The organism is Pseudomonas sp. LBUM1649 (assembly GCF_059716155.1).
The window spans coordinates 3,801,759-3,820,953 of sequence record NZ_CP166807.1; the positions used below are offsets into that span (position 1 = coordinate 3,801,759).

16 protein-coding genes and 1 pseudogene are annotated in these 19,195 nt (G+C 57.6%); 16 read left to right on the forward strand and 1 reads right to left on the reverse strand.

What is annotated here, in order from left to right; all coding sequences use genetic code 11:
* Positions 1–48: 48 nt before the first annotated feature.
* The 16 genes and pseudogenes from ACA058_RS17610 to ACA058_RS17685 form a co-directional block, all read left to right on the forward strand.
* Entirely contained in the window at positions 49–171 is a 123-nt protein-coding gene (locus ACA058_RS17610) for a hypothetical protein (protein ID WP_497635148.1), read from the forward strand.
* 298 nt (positions 172–469) lie between these two features.
* The gene (locus ACA058_RS17615) at positions 470–2,122 is read left to right on the forward strand and encodes an arylsulfatase (RefSeq protein ID WP_497635149.1); all 1,653 of its coding nucleotides are present in this window, start codon (positions 470–472) and stop codon (positions 2,120–2,122) included.
* Positions 2,123–2,152: 30 nt separating this feature from the next.
* On the forward strand, positions 2,153–2,350 hold the full coding sequence (locus ACA058_RS17620) for a hypothetical protein (RefSeq protein ID WP_497635150.1): 198 nt from the start codon (positions 2,153–2,155) through the stop codon (positions 2,348–2,350).
* Between the two features lie 819 nt (positions 2,351–3,169).
* On the forward strand, positions 3,170–4,453 hold the full coding sequence (locus ACA058_RS17625) for an acyl-CoA dehydrogenase family protein (protein ID WP_497635151.1): 1,284 nt from the start codon (positions 3,170–3,172) through the stop codon (positions 4,451–4,453).
* A gap of 47 nt (positions 4,454–4,500) precedes the next feature.
* Complete coding sequence (locus ACA058_RS17630; protein WP_497635152.1) at positions 4,501–5,634, forward strand: saccharopine dehydrogenase family protein; 1,134 nt, start codon at positions 4,501–4,503, stop codon at positions 5,632–5,634.
* Between the two features lie 20 nt (positions 5,635–5,654).
* A complete protein-coding gene (locus ACA058_RS17635) occupies positions 5,655–7,211 on the forward strand; it encodes an AMP-binding protein (protein ID WP_497635153.1) in 1,557 nt (518 codons plus the stop codon).
* A gap of 70 nt (positions 7,212–7,281) precedes the next feature.
* The gene (locus tag ACA058_RS17640) at positions 7,282–8,520 is read left to right on the forward strand and encodes a thiolase family protein (RefSeq protein ID WP_497635154.1); all 1,239 of its coding nucleotides are present in this window, start codon (positions 7,282–7,284) and stop codon (positions 8,518–8,520) included.
* A gap of 60 nt (positions 8,521–8,580) precedes the next feature.
* Positions 8,581–9,375: an SDR family NAD(P)-dependent oxidoreductase gene (locus ACA058_RS17645; RefSeq protein WP_497635155.1), complete on the forward strand. Its 795-nt coding sequence runs from the start codon at positions 8,581–8,583 to the stop codon at positions 9,373–9,375.
* Positions 9,376–9,386: 11 nt separating this feature from the next.
* Positions 9,387–9,782 carry a hypothetical protein gene (locus ACA058_RS17650; RefSeq protein ID WP_497635156.1) on the forward strand — a complete coding sequence of 132 codons (396 nt, stop codon included), beginning with the start codon at positions 9,387–9,389 and terminating at the stop codon, positions 9,780–9,782.
* Positions 9,783–9,829: 47 nt separating this feature from the next.
* The gene (locus ACA058_RS17655) at positions 9,830–10,306 is read left to right on the forward strand and encodes a 2,4'-dihydroxyacetophenone dioxygenase family protein (RefSeq protein WP_497635157.1); all 477 of its coding nucleotides are present in this window, start codon (positions 9,830–9,832) and stop codon (positions 10,304–10,306) included.
* A 152-nt stretch (positions 10,307–10,458) separates the two neighbouring features.
* Complete coding sequence (locus tag ACA058_RS17660; RefSeq protein ID WP_497635158.1) at positions 10,459–10,680, forward strand: hypothetical protein; 222 nt, start codon at positions 10,459–10,461, stop codon at positions 10,678–10,680.
* A 189-nt stretch (positions 10,681–10,869) separates the two neighbouring features.
* Entirely contained in the window at positions 10,870–11,775 is a 906-nt protein-coding gene (locus tag ACA058_RS17665) for a peptidyl-prolyl cis-trans isomerase (RefSeq protein WP_497635159.1), read from the forward strand.
* Positions 11,775–12,773 (forward strand): HupE/UreJ family protein, encoded by a 999-nt coding sequence (locus ACA058_RS17670; RefSeq protein ID WP_497635160.1) that lies wholly within the window; start codon positions 11,775–11,777, stop codon positions 12,771–12,773. Before ACA058_RS17665 ends, ACA058_RS17670 begins: the two co-directional genes overlap by 1 nt.
* Positions 12,774–12,815: 42 nt before the next feature.
* The gene (locus ACA058_RS17675) at positions 12,816–15,041 is read left to right on the forward strand and encodes a DUF3604 domain-containing protein (protein WP_497635161.1); all 2,226 of its coding nucleotides are present in this window, start codon (positions 12,816–12,818) and stop codon (positions 15,039–15,041) included.
* Positions 15,042–15,157: 116 nt separating this feature from the next.
* Positions 15,158–16,045, forward strand: a complete 888-nt coding sequence (locus ACA058_RS17680) for a radical SAM protein (protein ID WP_497635162.1) — start codon at positions 15,158–15,160, stop codon at positions 16,043–16,045.
* A 12-nt stretch (positions 16,046–16,057) separates the two neighbouring features.
* Positions 16,058–16,426 (forward strand): annotated as a pseudogene (locus ACA058_RS17685) (SPASM domain-containing protein); the annotation flags it as partial.
* A gap of 298 nt (positions 16,427–16,724) precedes the next feature.
* Here ACA058_RS17685 and ACA058_RS17690 read toward each other — a convergent pair.
* Positions 16,725–19,160: an efflux RND transporter permease subunit gene (locus tag ACA058_RS17690; RefSeq protein WP_497635163.1), complete on the reverse strand. Its 2,436-nt coding sequence runs from the start codon at positions 19,158–19,160 to the stop codon at positions 16,725–16,727.
* Positions 19,161–19,195 lie beyond the last annotated feature (35 nt).

The following is a 19,195-nucleotide window of genomic DNA, read 5'->3' on the forward strand; positions in this document are numbered from 1 at the left end:
CCAAAGGATGCCCCCTCCTGTCGAGGGGGATCGACCCGCTACACGCTGATGGGGTGGCCGAGTCTGCGCGAAACCCGTGGCCATCTGAAAATCGAAGGCGAACGACGCAGTGTGCTGGGCGATGTGGCGACCCACCTTCTGGCGGTGTTGATGCGCGAAAGCGGGTTCTGAACAGAGCCTGTGCGACAGCCCGGTTTCGGCAGAACGGCGGCTGCGCGGTGTTATGAGTTACTTCCAAAAAAATCGACGAACGTCGTCTATTTCGCGGTCTGCGGCCGCGCGTGGCGGAATTTGTCGGTCTAATCTTCAACGGCTGCCTTGAATAGTGAACGGGAATTCTGTTCAGCTTTCATAAGGTTTCCTGAACTGTCCAGGCTCATGGTTGGGTGGTACTCACTTGGGTCCTTGTTGTTCGCTCGAGGTTTGAGCGGTCCGGCAACGGATCGAATCCAGAGAAAGGAAACCGGGTATGAAACGGCACACGCACCGCACCAGGTTCTACGTCGCATGTTCATTGCTCATGGCACTCAACGGCATTTCTCAGGCGGCACAGACAGAAAAACCCAATATTCTGCTCATCGTCTCCGACGACACTGGTTACGGGGACTTGGGCCCCTACGGCGGAGGCGTAGGTCGAGGAATGCCAACGCCGAGCATCGACGAACTCGCCGCAGAAGGCACCACCTTCTACTCCTTCTATGCCCAACCCAGTTGCACCCCGGGCCGCGCCGCCATGCAAACCGGGCGCATTCCAAACCGTAGCGGCATGACCACGGTCGCGTTCCAGGGTCAGGGCGGCGGCTTGCCGGCGGCTGAATGGACATTGGCATCGGTACTTAAAACCGGTGGTTACGACACCTATTTCACCGGCAAGTGGCACTTGGGTGAAGACGATTACGCGCTACCCAATGCTCAAGGCTACGACGTGATGAAGTACGTCGGCCTGTATCACCTGAACGCCTACACCTACGCGGACCCAACCTGGTTCCCGGACATGGATGACGAAACCCGGGCGATGTTCACCAAGGTGACGCGAGGCGCGTTGTCGGCAAAAGCCGGGGAAAAACCGGTCGAGGAATTCAAAATCAACGGTCAGTACGTCGACACGCCAGTAATCGATGGCAAACCTGGGGTAGTCGGTATTCCGTTCTTTGACAGCTATGTCGAGAAAGCCACGATGGAGTTTCTCGACACTGCGGCCAAGTCCACCAAGCCGTTCTTCATCAACGTCAACTTCATGAAGGTACACCAGCCGAACATGCCGGCACCGGAGTTCGTGCACAAGTCGATCTCCAAGTCGAAGTACGCAGACTCTGTGGTTGAACTCGATACCCGCATCGGTCGCATCATGGACAAGCTCAAAGCGCTCGGTCTGGATAAAAACACCCTGGTGGTCTACACCACCGATAACGGCGCCTGGCAGGACGTATACCCGGACGCTGGCTACACGCCGTTCCGTGGTACCAAAGGTACGGTGCGTGAAGGCGGTAACCGCGTTCCGGCGATCATGGCCTGGCCCGGCAAGATCAAACCGAATACAAAAAACCACGACATCATGGGTGGCCTGGATCTGATGGCGACGTTCGCCTCCGTTGCCGGGATCAAACTTCCGGACGAGGATCGCGAAGGCAAACCGATCATCTTCGACAGCTACGACATGACGCCCGTGCTGCTCGGCACCGGCCCTGATCCGCGCAAGGAGTGGTTCTACTTCACCGAGAACGAGCTATCCCCAGGCGCTGCACGTGTGGGCAATTACAAGGCGGTGTTCAACCTGCGTGGCGACAATGGCGCTGTGACCGGTGGCCTGGCCGTCGACACCAACCAAGGCTGGAAAGGCCCGACCAAGTATGTGGCGACCGTGCCACAAGTGTTCGACCTGCTGCAGGATCCGCAGGAGCGTTATGACATTTTCATGAACAACTACACCGAGCGCACCTGGACGATGGTGCCTATCAGCATGGCAATCACCACGCTGATGAAAACCTACGTCCAGTATCCTCCGCGCAAACTGCAAAGCATGAGTTATGACGGCCCGATCGAATTGTCCAAGTACCAGAAGTTCCAGTCGGTACGCGAAGATCTGGAGAAGGAAGGCATCACCCTTCCAATGCCCAACTAAAAGGACCAGCGTTCTGGCTCGAGGTAAAAGGTGAAGCGGCAGACAGACGCCCCTATAGCAACCGCTGCAGACATTGAAAGATCTATCCAGGCCCTGAACAAAATGGCTGAACGCCTATGGGGGGACGGCCGGGAAGCTGAGGCGAAAGCCCTCCTCGATGCCTTGGACGCTTTAAATCGGGCGCTTGATCGGATCAGGATTGGAGAGAGTCGCAGGACTCTCCATTGAGGTAAAAAATCAGCTGCTGACGAGTTATGCGGATCAGGTGAAGGCGCGAAGGATTGTCACATTGACCAAGCACAATGCAGTCAGCCAAAGGGAATTGGCTACGTGATTGGAAAGCTCGGCCAAGTGCCGGGCTTTTTCATTTGCGGTCAGCGCCACGCATACAATGCGCAGTGCTGGCAAAAGAGGTCCCGGCTTGCTGTACCAGCTTGCGCCACTCGTCGCTACTGATAAGCCCCGTACTCTCCATATGATCTGCCATCCTCAGCAAATTTTCATAGCGGGCTTCAGCACTTATAAGACTTGCTGGCATAGCGAACAGCTTTCGCCAGTTGTCTAGCGCCTGACTTCTCAGGTCATCCTTCATAGATCCCCACATTAACTTCCCTGTTGCCGAACGACTCAGCCAGCAGCTCCCTGAATCCTTGGATCTTATCACTTGCCCGGCATTTTGTTCCGCCTTGCGTCCCTTCGCATACGTCATGTGAGACTTTTCGCTACCGAGGATGGCACACCAATGTCGGTGGCAATGTTTGCGGGGAAGTTTTGACAGGGCCAGGGATATAAAAAGGTCTCGCCAACCAAGTGAATTGCGGACCAACTCTGGAATTGCGGACCAGAACAACCAAGGGTTTCATGGGTCCTCTCCAGGAGCCGACGCTCGAAGTTCCGGTATTGATTCCGCAACCCGGAAGTAAACGCTCCCCGCGCGCGCTCCTCCCCCCTCACCAATGGGGGGGTTTCAACATTCAAACCACGTCATTTTCCCACCCCAGAAGACAGATGCATCTGAACGCCATTCACTGTCGGCGAGGTATGACTATGATCAAGTTGCACAACACCTTACAGCTACCGGATGTCGGACTGACCGGCTTCGAAACGCCGCTGAACGAAGTGGAAAGCGCCGTCCAGCATTCTGTGCATCAGTTCGCCAAAAACGTCCTGCGGCCCATCGGCCAAGAGCTCGACAAAATGAGCGCCGCCGATGTCTGCGCGCCCGGTTCGCCGTTCTGGACGGTTTACCAGGAAGCCGCGAAGCTGGGGCTTGATCCTGATTTCTTTTCGCAGTTTGAACCCGATGTCGCCATTCGGCTGGAGTCGCTGATTGGCGAGGAAATGGGCTGGGGCGATGCCGGCCTGGGCGTTTCGTTGGGTGCTGCGGGTTTTCCTTTGCAGATGGCGATGTCTGTCGGCAATCAAGAACTGGTGGAGCTGTGCACCGGCAAGATCGGTTGCTGGATGATCACCCATCCGGACAAGGGCAGCGACATCATGGTCTACGACATGAAGCGCGAATGGCCCAAGGATCAGGTCGGCAACAAAGGTAATCTCAGCGCCAGGGTCGACAAGGACAATATTGTCATCAATGGCCAGTGTTCGGCCTGGGTGTCCAACGGTGCCGTGGCGCAGGTCGGCCTGGCTTACATCGCCGCCGATTATGGTGATGGTTACTTCGATGCCGACGGTCGCCCTCATGGTGTTGCGGTCATTATCCCGCTCGATCTGCCGGGTGTTTCCCGGGGCAAACCACTGGACAAGATCGGCCAGCGCTCGCTGCCCCAAGGCGAGATTTATTTTGACAACGTAACGGTGCCTCGACGCTTTGCCGTCGCGCTGAAAGACGAGTATTACGGCAATCAATCGTCGGCATGGTCTTACGCCGGCACGCATATGTCGCAGATATTTACCGGCGTCGCGCGTTCGGCCTTCGAGCTGGCGCTGCAGTATTGCCACGAGCGCAAACAAGGCGGGCAGCTGCTGATTGACCATCAACTGACCCGCTATCGCCTGGGCGACATGATGCGCCGCGTCGAGTTGTCACGTGGCGTCGCGCGTCGTTCTTTGGCCTACGCCCGCCTTTCCCCGCATACCCATCCCTACGCCACCGCCTCGGCCAAAGTAACCGTCACCGAAGAGTGCATGAAGGTCGTCAGCGAAGCCCTGCAGCTGTTCGGCGGCGCGGGCACATCCCGTGAATACCCGATTGAAAAGATCTTGCGCGACGCCCGCTCGGCACTGATCGAAGACGGCGAGAACTACATCATCACGATGCGTGTTGGCCTGTTATGCCAACAGCTCTATGCCGAAGGCTGGTCGCAGCACTGACCTCGACATCCCATCCAGCAATACTCAAAAACAAGAGAAGACACGAAATGGCTAAATACCCTGTAGTTGTTTATGGCGCCAGCGGTTACACCGGCATGCTCACCATGGACTGGTTGATTGACCAAAACATCCCGTTCACCGCCGTGGCCCGCGATGCCCGCCGCACTCAGGAAATGATGGCGCAACGGGTGGTTCGTCTTGAATCGGCCACCTACGAAATCATCGAAGCAGAACACACCGTCGAAGCGCTGACTCACGCGTTCAGAGGCGCCAAGGTCGTCTGCAACACCGTCGGCCCGTTCGTCAAATTCGGACTGACCGCCGTTGAAGCCGCACTCAAGGCGGGTTGCCACCACCTTGATACAACCGGCGAACAAGGGTACATGCGCAACGTGCGTGAGCAGTTCGGCGACCTGTATGCCCAGGCCGGCCTGGTGGTTTCACCTTCGTTGTCGTACATGTACACCTACGCTGAAATCGCCGCCGAACTGGCCCTGGAACACCCGGGCATCGATGCACTGGAAACCTCAACCCTGTGCCGCGGCCCTCGTGGCAGCGCAGCGGGTATCACTGTTGGCTCGACTGCTTCGATTTTCGAACTGCTGCGGTCCGAGCAATGCTACCTGTGGGAAAAGAAGCTCGTGCCTCACCCGCTGGGTACTTCTTTCAACATCGCCTCGCCTGAATTCCTGACCCCGGTCTTCGCTTTGCCATGGGGCGGCACCTCGCTGCCGGTATATTTCGAGAATGATCCACGGGTACGTTCCTGCGTTTCCTGCGTCGGCTTCTACGACAATAACGTGATGCAGATGGTGCATTCCATTGGTCAGAAGTGGGAGTCGGAGTACAAATTCCTGTCACCGGAGCAGCAAGACGGGGTTATCCAACAAATGGTCCAGTCGACCACGCCGACGATGCCACCGCGCGAGCGCACCACCATCGTGCGCATGGTCGATACCGCCATCGGTCGCGGCCAGCTCTCCTCCGTGCGTGCCACCGTGCATGGCACCACCGCTTACATCGCCACCGGCGCTTTGCAAGTTGCTGCTGCGATCAAGCTGATCGATGGCGAGACCAACAAGGTCGGCTTCGTTTCCGGCTCCAAAGCCTTTGGTCATCGTTACCTGCTGGGCTTCCTCGAAGAACGTGGTCTGGCTCGCGCCACCGTTACCCAGCTCTGATTCGGGGCACAGGAACTGACATGGCTATTATCGATTTTTATGACCGCGGCTGGCGCATGGATCCGGCGGCCATTGCCTACATCCAGGGCGAGCGGTCGTTTACGTTTAATGAAATCGGCGAACTGTCCTGCCGCATCGCCAACGCGCTGCTGGCGCTGAACCTGCCAAAGGAAACCAAAGGCGCGATCTGGGCCGGCAATGACGTGACGGCCTGGGCCTGCACGTTGGGATTGTGGCGCGCGAACATGACCTGGATTCCGGTCAACGCGCGCAACGCAGTTCAGGAAAATGCCGACATCCTCGACGCGTTCGATTGCGACGTGATGTTCTACCAGCATGACTTCGCCGCAGTGATGGCCGACATTCGTCCTGCGCTGCCGAAGATCAAGCATTGGATCTGCATCGACGCCACCGATGGCGATTCACCTTCGCTGGATACCTGGACGGCAGGCCAGCCATCGACGCGCCCGGATGTCGCCTATGACATGGACGACGTGGTCATGCTTTCGCCTACCGGCGGCACAACTGGCAAGCCGAAAGGCGTGATGAACACGCACCGCAGTGCGCAAACTTTCATTGCGCATTTCATGCTGGCCTGTGCTTATCGCGATGGGCTCAAGCCAGTCAATATGGCCGCCGCTCCGATGACCCACACGGCCGGCCTGCTGGCGGTTCCCTGCACGGCGCAAGGCGGCACGGTTGTTGTGCTCCCAAAGCCTGATCCGGCGCTGATGCTCACATCCATTGCGCAACACAAGGTCAGCGAATTCTTTCTACCGCCAACAGTGATTTACAAGCTGCTGGAAATCCCCGGGATCGAAACCGTCGACTTCTCCTCGGTGAAATACCTGCTGTACGGCGCTGCACCGATGTCCGTCGAGAAGCTGAAAAAGGCTATCGAAGTCTTCGGGCCGATCATGACCGGTGGATACGGCCAGACCGAAGCCCCAGCCAGTATTGCCTACCTGCGCCCGGACGAGCATCTGGTTGATGGTCAACTGGCGAGCGACAGCCGATTGTCCTCGGTCGGCCGTCCGAATCCGTTGATCCGGGTGGAAGTGATGAACGATGCCGGGCTGATTCTGGCCCGGGGTGAACCCGGTGAAATCTGCGTGCAGGGTGACCTGATCATGAAGGGCTACTACAAACAGCCTGAAGTGACCGCGCAAACCATCGTCGGCGGCTGGCTGCACACCGGTGACATCGGCCACATCGACACCGAAGGCTACCTGCACCTGACCGATCGCAAGAAAGACATGATCATCACCGGTGGCTTCAACGTTTATCCCAGCGAAGTCGAGCAAGTGCTGTGGAGTCATCCGGCCGTGCAGGACTGCGCCGTCATCGGCGTGCCCGACGAGAAATGGGGTGAAGCGGTCAAGGCTGTGGTCGAGCTCAACCCGGGCCATACCGCCACTTCACAAGAACTCATCGACCTGTGCAAGGCCCGACTGGGTGGCGTCATGGCGCCAAAATCCGTGGACTTCATCGACACCCTGCCACGCAGCCCGGTAGGCAAGGTCCTGAAGAAAGATCTGCGTGCGCGGTATTGGGATGGCGCCCAACGCCAGATCTGATTTCGCAGACCTTCACCTCAACCATCGTAGAACGGCGCCGCAGGCATGCGGCGTCTCTCAGGAGAGTTGCATGAGCACCATCTACATTGCCGGCATCGCGATGACGGTTTTCGGGCGTCATCTGGAACGCAGCGTCGACGATCTTGCGCGTGAAGCGCTGGAAGGCGCTCTGAAAGACGCCAACTGCAGTCGCCAGGATCTGGGCATCGCCTTTTACGCCGGCATGACCAACGGACCGTTGCAAGGCCAGATTTCCATTCCGGGTCAGGTCGTGTTCAGCAAGATCGGCATCGAAGGCATTCCCGTCTACAACGTTGAAAACGCCTGCGCCTCGGGCAGTTCGGCGTTCAACCTCGCCCTGCAAAGCCTTCAGGCCGGCACCACCGACGTTGCGCTGGCGTTGGGCGCAGAGAAAATGAACATCCCGGACAAGCTGAAGGCCTTTCAGATTTTCGACGGGGGATGGGACGTGTCTCGCATCGAAGAGAACTATCAGACGCTGGTCAACATGGGTCAAGGCGTCGAGATTCCCGAAGGTTCGGAGTCAGACAAACCCTATAGCAAGTTCATGGCGATCTATGCCGCCATGTGCCGTTACCACATGAAAACCTACGGCACCACGCAACGGCAGATCGCGGCGGTCTCGGCCAAGAACCACACCCATTCGGTGCACAACGCGTTTTCGCAATTTCGCAAAGCGTTCTCCATCGAAGAAATCCTCGCGGCACCACCCATCACCTACCCGATCACCTTGCCGATGTGTGCACCGCTTTCCGATGGCGCGGCCGCCGCGATCATCTGCACCGAGGAAGGACTCAAGCGCATCGGCGCCGATCGCAGTCGTTGTATCAAGGTGGCCGCCAGCGTGATTCGTAGCTTCAGCCATCGTCGGCTGGATCAGCCGGAGCTGAACATCGCTCGCCTGGCGGCTGATCACGCGTATGACATCGCCGGCCTGGGGCCGGAGGATATCGATGTCGCCGAAGTGCATGACGCGTCGGCGATGGGGGAAATCATCCAGGTCGAAAACCTGCGACTGGCCGAACTTGGCATGGGTGGGCCGTGCGCCGAACGCGGCGACTTTACGCTTGGCGGGCGGATACCGGTCAACACCTCAGGCGGTCTCGAATCCAAGGGGCATCCCATCAGCGCTACCGGCATCGGCCAGCTTTGCGAGCTGGTCACGCAACTTCGCGGTGAGGCCGGCAAGCGTCAGGTCGAAGGCGCGCGCCATGCCATTCAGGAAAACGGTGGCGGATTGCAGGGCATCGAAGAGGCCGCCGTCGCTATTCACATTCTCAGCAAATAGGTCCCCTGCTCTTCGATTATCGATGGCAGGCGAAACATCAAAACAAGAAGGATAAAAGACATGTTTCAAAACAAAGTGGTCGTCATTACCGGCGCAGGTTCCGGTATTGGCCGGGAACTGGCGATTCAACTGGCAGAGGTCGGTGCGTACCTCGCCCTTTCCGACATCAATAGCGCCGGTCTCGACGAAACCCTGCGGCGACTTCCCGCCGGTAGCAACGCCAAACGTTACCTACTGGACGTGGCGTCATGGGAGGCGTTTCAAGCCCACGCCGATGAGGTCAAGCGCGATTTCGGCACCGCGCATTACGTCATCAACAATGCAGGCGCCACCGTCGTCGGTACGGTCGCCAACACGTCCGTCGAAGAATTCGAATGGCAACTGGGCATCAACCTGTGGGGCGTGCTGTATGGCACCAAAGCATTCCTGCCGATGATGCTGGAGCAGCGCGAAGGCTGTGTCGTCAACATTTCCAGCATTTTCGGCCTGCTGGGCTATCCGATGCAGAGTGCCTACAACATGTCGAAATTTGCCATCCGTGGCTTGACCGAATGCCTGTGGTCGGAGCTGGAGAACAGCGGCGTGCGCGCGGTGTGCGTTCACCCTGGCGGGATCAAGACCAACATCGAAAAGTCCAGTCGGCGCTGCAAGGCCGCAGGTCCGGAAGAAGAAAAATTCGCAGCCCTCGCCGCCGGCATGCTGCTGACCCCCGCTGAAGAGTGTGCCGCCGACATCATCAAAGGCCTGCGCAAAGGCTCGAAACGCATCATGACCGGGAACAAATCGAGAACGGTGTTCTGGGTGAGTCGACTGTTTCCGAACAGCTACCCGAAACTGCTCAAACTGATGGCTTGAAGGAGATGACTATGCAATCCGCTCACACCCGAGGACTGTTCAAGACCGCTGCTTGCTTCAACGTGCTTGCAGGCCTGCCGATGCTGTTGGCCACGCCTGCAATCGCCGCGTTGATGGGGCTGGAAATCACCCCGACCTCGACGCTGTTCATTCAAATCACCATGGCGATGGTCGTCATGTTTGGCTGGGCTTACTGGATGGTCAGCGTCGATCCTGTGCGCTATCGCCCGTTCATTGGACTGGGGCTTGCTTCGAAAATCATGGTCGTCGCACTCATTGGCGGTTACTGGCTGGCGGGCAATATCCCCTGGCAACTGCCGGCGCTGGCGTCGGGTGATATCGCCTTCGCCGTGCTGTTCTGGCGGTACTTGAGCAGTAGCCGATTGGCTGCAGTTCAACGCTATTGATCACTCCTCTTCCGTGCCCCCCCTAACCCAACAAGAGAACAACAAGCATGTTTTATGAAAACATCGACACAGCCGCCATCAACGACGAAGACCTGCCGTGGGTTCCATTCGCGCCATACAGCGATGAAGTCTTTATCAAATACCTCAAATGCGACCCGATTCGCGGTGAAACCATCACCTTGCTCAAGGCGCCGGCGGGCACCGTTCTGCCCAAGCACCACCACTGCGGTACCGTGATCGTTTACACCATCAAGGGTGGCTGGAAGTACCTGGAACACGACTGGGTCTCGAAGCAAGGCGGCGTGGTATTCGAAACTGCGGGTTCCAGCCATACCCCGGTCGCACTGCCCGAATACGGCGATGAAATCATCACCTTGAACATCACCCAGGGTGACCTGCTGTACGTCGATGAGAACGACAACATCGTCGCTATCGAGAACTGGAAATCCAGCGTGCAGCGTTATCTGGCGTTCTGCGAAGCCAATGATATCGCGCCTGTAGACATCACCAGTTTTTCGGTCTGACCTGCTCACCAATCTCTCAGCCGTCCGGTGATCAACTGGGCGGCTGTGCCGTATAATAAAAAAACGGAGACAATGGTGGATGCCGAGGTACCGCAAACGCTTCAGACGTACTGTATGCCCTTGGCGGCATCGGCGGTGGCGTCAGTCTGTATATGGATGACGGTTTCCTGGTCTACGAGTACAACGCGCTGGCCATTGCCCGAGTCAAGTTGAAGTCGGCCGCGCGGGTCCCCGCAGGTAAAGTGAGCATCGAAGTGTTGACCGCCATGTCGTCAGCCAAATCCGGTGCACCGGCCAACCTGGCTCTGGGTCTTGACGGGAAGGAAGTTGCACTTCGACCGCGCGCCATTCGCCTTCAACGGCAAGGTCAATGATGTTCATGTGACTTACATGCCTTAGTTTCAATGCCGCCCGGTTTAACCTGGGCGGTGCCTATTGCCTTAATACTATTGCTTCTAAGTATTAGTTCTTATCGTGATTAACCTCGGTGGAAAGATTTGGGCTAACGGCAATACTCCAGTTCGCATCGAACCTGTTCGAGTTAAGCGTGGGGCAAAAAAGTCATGAACTTATCAGTCTCTGAAATAAAAACCTCCCGACCTTTTTACCAGCGATGCCTTCGTGAACCGTTAGTGCATTTTTTAATAGCCGGTTTTGGACTTTTCGTGCTTTACGGTGGTTTGCACCGCTCAACGGTTAACGAGGATCCCCAACGCATTGAAATTACCGTCGATGATATTCGTCGCATCGAAATTTCCTGGCTGGCGCGGTGGCAGCGCGCTCCCACAGACCAGCAATTGCGAGGAATGGTTGATGAGTATGTGAAAGAGGAAATTCTTTATCGCGAAGCACTGAAACTCGGCCTGGACAAGGACGACACCATCATTCGCCGGCGTCTGGCGCAAAAGATGGATTTCCTCGCTGAAGACGTTGCGTCGCTTCGCGAACCCGCACCGGGAGTGCTTGAAGCCTGGTACGGCCAACATCAGGATCAATACGCCCCGCCGCCATTGGCGACCTTCCATCATCTGTTCTTCGCTTCCGACAACCGCGGTTCAGAGGCGCAAGCACAGGCTCAAGCAGCTCTGGCCGGCCTGACAGACAAAAACAGTGATGAAGGCGATGCTTTCATGTTCAAAAACGCCTACACCGAACAATCCCAGGATCAGGTGGCGCGGGTATTTGGTTCAAAGTTCGCCATTTCATTGTTTAAACAAACCCCGGGAAGTTGGGTGGGCCCGGTGGAGTCCGGTTTTGGCTGGCATCTTGTCTGGATTGAGGCACTGGCAAAACCACCGGCACCTGCATTCGAGACCGTGGCCCAGCAAGTCAAATCCGACTGGTTTTCCGAACAACGTACCGAATCGAAACGCTCGAACTTCGAGGCACTGAAGGCGCGCTATGAGGTGGTGGTGGTGATGCCGACGTCAGCCAGCGCGATTGCCACCACGCAAACGGAGCAACCGTAATGGGCCGGTCCGCCTGGCTGCTGTTTTTTCTTCTGCTCATGGGGCAAACGGCCTTAGCTCATGAATCCCGCCCCGCTTATATGGAAATCAACGAAACCGCCCCAGGGCGCTACGACATACTTTGGCGCACGCCGGTTCTCTCAGGAATGCGCCTGCCTATCGCATTGAGATTTCCCGACAGTGTGCGAACTGTCGTCGAGCCCGTAGAAAGCGAGCTGAACGATTCACTGATTGAACGCCGAGTGATTGATGCCGGTACCGCCGGGCTGGTGGGGCAACGTATCGAGTTTATCGGCTTGCAAGCGAGCATCACCGACGTGCTGGTACGTATTTCGCGTCTGGATGGGACCCTGTCGACCACGCTTGTGCAACCCGCGCAACCCTGGTTTGAAATCACCGCCACGCCGGGAGCGTTTTCGGTGGCGGGTGCGTTTCTGGTTCACGGTACCGAGCACATCCTCGGCGGTTTCGACCACCTGATGTTCGTGTTTGGATTGTTACTGCTGGTGCGCAACGGCTGGATGCTGGTCAAAACCATCACCGCATTCACCCTCGCCCACTCCATCACCCTGGCGCTCGCAGCACTAGGCGCCGTGCGGCTTCCCGGTCCTCCCGTCGAGGCGACAATTGCCTTGAGTATTCTGCTGTTGGCCGTTGAAATTGCCCGCAAAAATCGCGGTGAACACAGCTTCACTGCGCAATGGCCGTGGGTCGTAGCGTTCTGTTTTGGCTTGTTGCACGGCTTTGGTTTTGCCGGTGCGCTGGCGCAAATTGGCTTGCCGCAACGGGACCTACCGTTGGCGTTGCTCACCTTCAATGTTGGTGTCGAAATCGGCCAGCTTATGTTCGTCGCCCTGGTGTTGAGCTTTAGAGAACTGTTGCTGCGTTGTCGACTGCCACGGTCTGCAGTCCTGTATGCCCAGCCCATTGCTTCCTATGGGCTGGGAACGCTGGCCGCCTTCTGGTTTTTCGAGCGAGTTTCGAGTTTTTGGTCCTGAGTTGCACCGTCCTGTCATTGCCGTACTCCGGAGACGTGGAATATGAAAACCAACAATCACTTCACCGCACAATCACTGCTCAGTTACGTCGTACTAACATTCGCCGTGAGTACACTGGCAGTAGCGGACGGCAATCCGGATCGCGAGGTTTACTTTGGCCAGACGCACTCGCACACGTCGTGGTCGATCGATGCCTACCTCATTGGTAACCACCTGGTCGGGCCTGAGGAAGCTTACAAATACTCATTGGGCATGCCAGTCATGCACCCGATGGGGTTTGAAGTACAGCTCAAGGGCCGCCCGCTGGACTTTCATGGCGTGACCGATCACTCGGAATATGTTGGGGTGATCGCCTTGGCGAATGATCCTGAATCGGACTTCAGCAAACTCCCCATCGCAAAGAAATTGATCGCCAAAACCCCGGAGGATTTCAACCGGATCTTCAAGTGGATTGCCGGCAGTATCAGCGGCAAACCGATTCAAGAGCTGATCGACCCGAAAATTGCGGGCGGCATCTGGCAACAAACCGTTGCCATCGCCGATAAATACTACAAGCCCGGCAAGTTCACGACCTTCGTCGCGTATGAATGGACCTCGGCGCCGAGCAACCAAAACATGCACCGAAACGTGTTCTTCCGCGATTCGAAAAAAGCCCCCGCCCTGCCCTTTACGGCACTGGACTCGAACAAGCCAGAGGACCTCTGGGTCTGGATGGATGATCAGCGCAAACAGGGCAATGAGGTGCTGGCAATTTCCCATAATGCCAACCTCAGCAACGGCATCATGTTTCCAGTGGATGTAGATGATCGTGGCCGTCCCATTGATGCCGCCTGGGCCGAAACACGGATGCGCAACGAGTCGTTGACCGAGATTCACCAAGTCAAGGGCACCTCCGAAACCCACCCCGAGCTGTCGCCAACCGATGAATTTGCCAACTACGAAATCATGAGTTTCCTGATCGGCCTGGACAACAGCACCTCCAAACTTAATGGCAGTTATGTGCGCCAGGCTTGGCAAAACGGTATGGCACTGCAAGAAGCCAAAGGCTTCAACCCCTACAAGATGGGCGTAGTAGCCGCCAGCGACTCTCACAACGGGGTGATTCCGTACGCCCAGAACAATAACTTCGGCTCCCACGGGTTCACCGACAGCACCCCGGAACTTCGACTTTCCGGTAAAAAGAACTCGGGCATGGCGGCGCTGCAAACCAGCACCTCCGGCCTGGCTGGGGTATGGGCTGAAGAAAACACCCGTGAATCGATCTTCGATGCGATGAAACGCAAAGAAGTGTATGGCACCAGCGGCGTACGGATTCCCGTGCGCCTGTTTGGTGGCTGGGGCTTCGACAGCGCTCTGTGGAACGAAAAAAACTGGGTACATGCCGCCTACGCCAAGGGTGTTCCCATGGGTGGGGACTTGCCGGAAAAAACCGGCAAAGAGGCGCCGTCATTCGTGGTATGGGCAGTCAAGGATGCAGATGACGGCAACCTCGACCGAATCCAAATCATCAAGGGCTGGACCAAAAACGGCCAGACCTTCGAGAAGATCCATGACGTTGCGTGGTCCGGTGATCGCGTACCGGATCCGGCCACTGGCAAGGTGCCGGCGGTGGGTTCCACGGTGGATATTTCCAAGGCCACTTACACCAACACCATCGGTTCCACGGAGCTGAAAAAAGTCTGGGTCGATCCGGATTTCGATCCGGCACAACATGCCTTTTACTACGCCCGTGTGCTACAGATCCCGACACCACGGTGGAGCACTTATGACGCGGCCAAGTTGAAAGTGGCGCCGCCTGCCGATGTCTCCGCCACGGTCCAGGAACGCGCCTGGACCTCACCGATCTGGTACTCGCCGAACGCCGAGGATGGCAAGTTGACCGCGCACGGTAAAACCATCGAGGATCTGAAAGCGGCCGGAGCCAAGGCGCTGACCAACGAACAACTCCAGGCTTATGTAGCGGGTAAAACGATCAAGGTACGCAATACGGTCACTGGCCAGTCCTTTGAAATTGTCTATGGTACGGATGGCCAGCGCGTGGTCGCCAGTGTCGACGGCAAACCGGCTGCGCAAGGCGAATACCTGAACATGCTGCACGGGGGCCAGTTCGGTGTGCCGGCCAAATACGAAATAAAGGACGGGCATCTGGTGACGACCCTCGGCGGCTCGCCCTTCGAGGCCACCGTCTTTGAGCAAAACGGCAAATACGTGGCAGCGCGCAGCAGTGAATTCGGTTACGTGAACTATGAGGTCGAAGAGGTCAAGTAGAGGCGGACCATCGCCGTCCCCCCAATCATGGGGGGCGGCCAACACAGGTTCAGCCCCTAGCCTCTGGCGTTCTAACCGCAGCGATCCGCCGAGCGGTCCGAACGCAGCCTGCCATCATGCCTACCCACGAAACCCCGCCCCAGGGCCTGCATCTCATGGCCAAACCCGTCGGGCCGATCTGCAACCTCGATTGCAGTTACTGTTTCTATCTGGAAAAAGAACAGCTTTATCCGCCACGGGAACGCTTCAGCATGACCGACGAGGTGTTGCGCCAGTATGTGCAACGCTACATCGAAGCCCAACCCACGCCCGAAGTCGAATTTACCTGGCAAGGCGGCGAGCCGACGCTGCTCGGTCTGGACTTTTTCCAGCGTGCGATTAGGTATCAACGTCAGTTCGCGGGGAACAAAGTCATTCGCAACACGTTGCAGACCAATGGCACCTTACTCAGCGACGAGTGGTGCGCCTTCCTCGCACGTGAAGGCTTCATGGTCGGGATCAGTCTCGATGGTCCACGTTTCGTCCACGATCTGTATCGCCCCGACAAGCGTGGGCGCTCCAGTTTCGACGAGGTCATGCGCGGACTGGGGTTGCTCAGACAGCATGGTGTCGACTTCAATGTGCTGGTTACCGTGGCTCGCGATGTCGCGCACCACCCTTTGGAAATCTATCGCTTCCTCAAGGCTGAAGGCGTTCGTCATATCCAGTTCAATCCAGTGGTGGAGCGCCAGCCGAGCGCCCCGCAAGTCAGTCAGGGCTTGCACTTCGCGGTCCCGCCGGAGTTGCGCTTGCATGCGGTGCCAGAGCCTGCAGTGGTGACAGAACACACGGTCGAGCCAGAGGCTTATGGCGACTTTCTCATCAAGATTTTTGACGAGTGGGTGCGTCAGGATGTCGGTGAGGTTCACGTCATGAACTTCGAATGGGCGTTGGCCTCATGGTGCCAGCTGCCAGCGTCGGTGTGCCTGTTCAGCCCCCGTTGCGGCACAGCGGCGATCGTGTAGCACGACGGCAATGTCTACTCCTGCAATCACTACATGTACCCCGAATACTTACTGGGTAATCTGAAGACCGATGACCCCGCCGTACTACTTGCCACCCCCGCGCAACATGCCTTTGGCGCAGCAAAGGAAGAGACGCTGCCGACGTATTGCCAGCAATGCGATTACCGCTTCGCCTGCCATGGCGAGTGCCCGAAAAACCGCTTCATGAATGCGCCAAACGGCGAGCCGGGGCTGAACTATCTGTGCCCGAGCTACAAGAAATACTTTCGCCATCTCACGCCGTACATGAATGCCATTGCCAAACTGGTGAGTCACAAGCAACCCGCATCTTTGATCATGCAGGCCTTTGCTGGCCCGCTGATCGTGCCGTTGGATAAGTAATGGGATTGGGTACATATCCGTTTCTGCGGTAACGGCCACCTAGGGTTTCGCATTTACAGCGAGTCACTTGGAAGAGCCCTGTAGGAGCGAGCCTGCTCGCGATGGAGGTCAACGATGACGCGGGGAGCCTGACACCCCGCGGTGCTCTCAGGTTTTTCGCGAGCAGGCTCGCTCCTACAGGGCTCTTCCAAGTGACCCGCCGTAAAGGCGGAATCATAAGAGGCCATCACCCAAATAACGGATATACACCCAATCCCCCCGACAACATTCCAGCACTCCCGGACTTTTCATGCCCTGGTCAATGAACACGCCGAAGCAGGAAATGGGACAGCGCCGGGATCAACACCAAGGCCCCGATCATGTTCCAGATGAACATGAACGTAAGCAGGATGCCCATGTCCGCCTGGAACTTGATCGGTGACCAGGCCCAAGTGATAACCCCCGCCGCCAGGGTGATTCCCACCAGCGCCACGACCTTGCCGGTGAACGCGACGGAGTTTTTGTAGGCCTCGGTCAACGACAGCCCCGCACGTTGCTGCGCCAACTGGACGCTAAGCAGATACAGCGCGTAGTCGACACCAATACCGACGCCCAGGGCAATCACCGGCAAGGTGGCGACCTTCACGCCCATACCCAGCCAGACCATCAACGCTTCGCAGAGAATCGACGTCAGCATCAAAGGGACCACGGCCACCACCACGGCACGCCAGCTGCGGAAGGTGATGAAACACAGCACGATCACCGCGCCATACACGTAGAACAACATGGTGCGGTTGGCATCACGCACGACGATGTTGGTCGCGGCTTCGATCCCGGCGCTACCCGCGGCGAGCATGAACTGACGATCGTCGTTGCTGTGCTCGCGGGCAAACTGATCGGCCACCTTCACCACGTGATCAAGGGTTTCAGCCTTGTGATCGGAGAGATAGGCAATCACCGGCATCATGGAACAGTCGTTGTTGAACAATTCGGGGTTGTTAACAGAGGCCTGCTGCGCGCCGTAGTTCAGCACATCCTGATTGCGCGCGATGGTCAGCATTTTCGGGTTACCTTCATAGGAGCCCGCCGTGATCTGCCGCACGGCATTGACCAGCGATACGGTGGTCTGCACCCCCGGTTGCTGCTGCAGCAACCAGCCAAGGCGGTCCGCTTCGACCAGGGTTTCGTACTTCAGGCAGCCTTCGCTGGCGGTCTTGACCATCACCGCGAACTGGTCGCTCGACAGTGAGTAGTTGTCCGTGATGTAGGCGTTGTCGCGGTTGTAACGCGAATCCGCACGCAGCTCAGGCGCGCCCGGATCGAGGTCACCGATCTTCAAGTGCGTGCTGACCACGAAGCCACCCACCGCCATCAACCCCGCAACCACCACCGCCACCGTCGCCCAGCGGCGTTCGGTAAAACGGTCGAGCCGGTTCCACAGACTGCCGAGACCCTTGCCTTTGAGCTCGCTGTTTTCCTGACGCAAGCTGCGCGCCGCCGCTTTCGGACTGACACCCCAATAGGACAGCAACACCGGCAACAGCACCAGGTTGGTGAAGATCAGCACCGCCACGCCAATGCTCGCGGTGACGGCCAGATCCTGGATGACCGGAATGTCGATCAGCATCAACACCGCAAAGCCCACGGCATCGGCCAACAGCGCGGTCAGCCCGGCGAGGAATAACCGGCGGAAGGTATAACGCGCGGCGATTAGCTGATGGGTGCCGCGTCCGACGTCCTGCATGATCCCGTTCATTTTCTGCGCGCCATGGGACACGCCAATGGCGAACACCAGAAACGGCACCAGGATCGAAAACGGATCGAGTGCGTAACCGAACAAGGTGATCAAGCCCAGTTGCCAGACCACGGCCACCACCGAGCACAGAATCACCAGCGCGGTGCTGCGCACGCAACGGGTGAAGGCGTAGATAATAGCGGTGGCGATCAGCGCCGCCGCACCGAAGTACATCATGATCAGCAGCAGGCCATCGATCAGGTCGCCCACCAGTTTGGCGAAACCGATCACGCGGATCTTGATCGGGCCTTTGCCCTCTTCCCCCGCCTTGTGTTTCGCGCTGGAGCCGGCAAATTCAAACTTGTCGCGCAGCTGTTCTTCGAGCATGCGCGAGAACTGGTGATAATCGATCGCGGCGCCGGTGACCGGGTCTTTCTCCAGCAGCGGCACCACAATCATGCTCGATTTGAAGTTGTTGCCGACCAGGCTGCCGATGATCCCCGAACGAGCAATGTTCAAGCGCAGCTGCTCGACGCCACTGGCCGAGCCGTCGTAAGAATCCGGCATGACCGGGCCGCCACGGAAGCCCTCCTCCGTGACCTCGGTCCAGCGCACGGCCGGCGTCCACAATGACTTCATCCACGCCCGGTCCACACCCGGTGTCAGGAACAACGCGTCATTGACCTGCTTGAGCACGTCCAGGTATTTCGGGTCGTAGATGTCGCCGTCGGTGTTTTCCACCACCACCCGAACCGTATTGCCCAGCCCGCGTAGCGACTGACGATTCTCAAGATAGTTTTTGATGTACGGCTGACTTTGCGGAATCATCTTTTCGAAGCTGGCATTGAGTGTCAGCCGTGTGGCCGCGAAATAACTCAGCAGTATCGTCACAGTCAGGCAGACCAACACCACCAGCAGGCGGTTATTGAAAATCAGGCGTTCCAGGAAATTGCCGGAGCGTGCATCGAAGCCCTTGAGCTCTCGGATCACCGGCATCGTATCGAGGTTGTAGTTACCCATGACGTGGCTCGTCTCTTTTTATTCTGTGAAGGGGG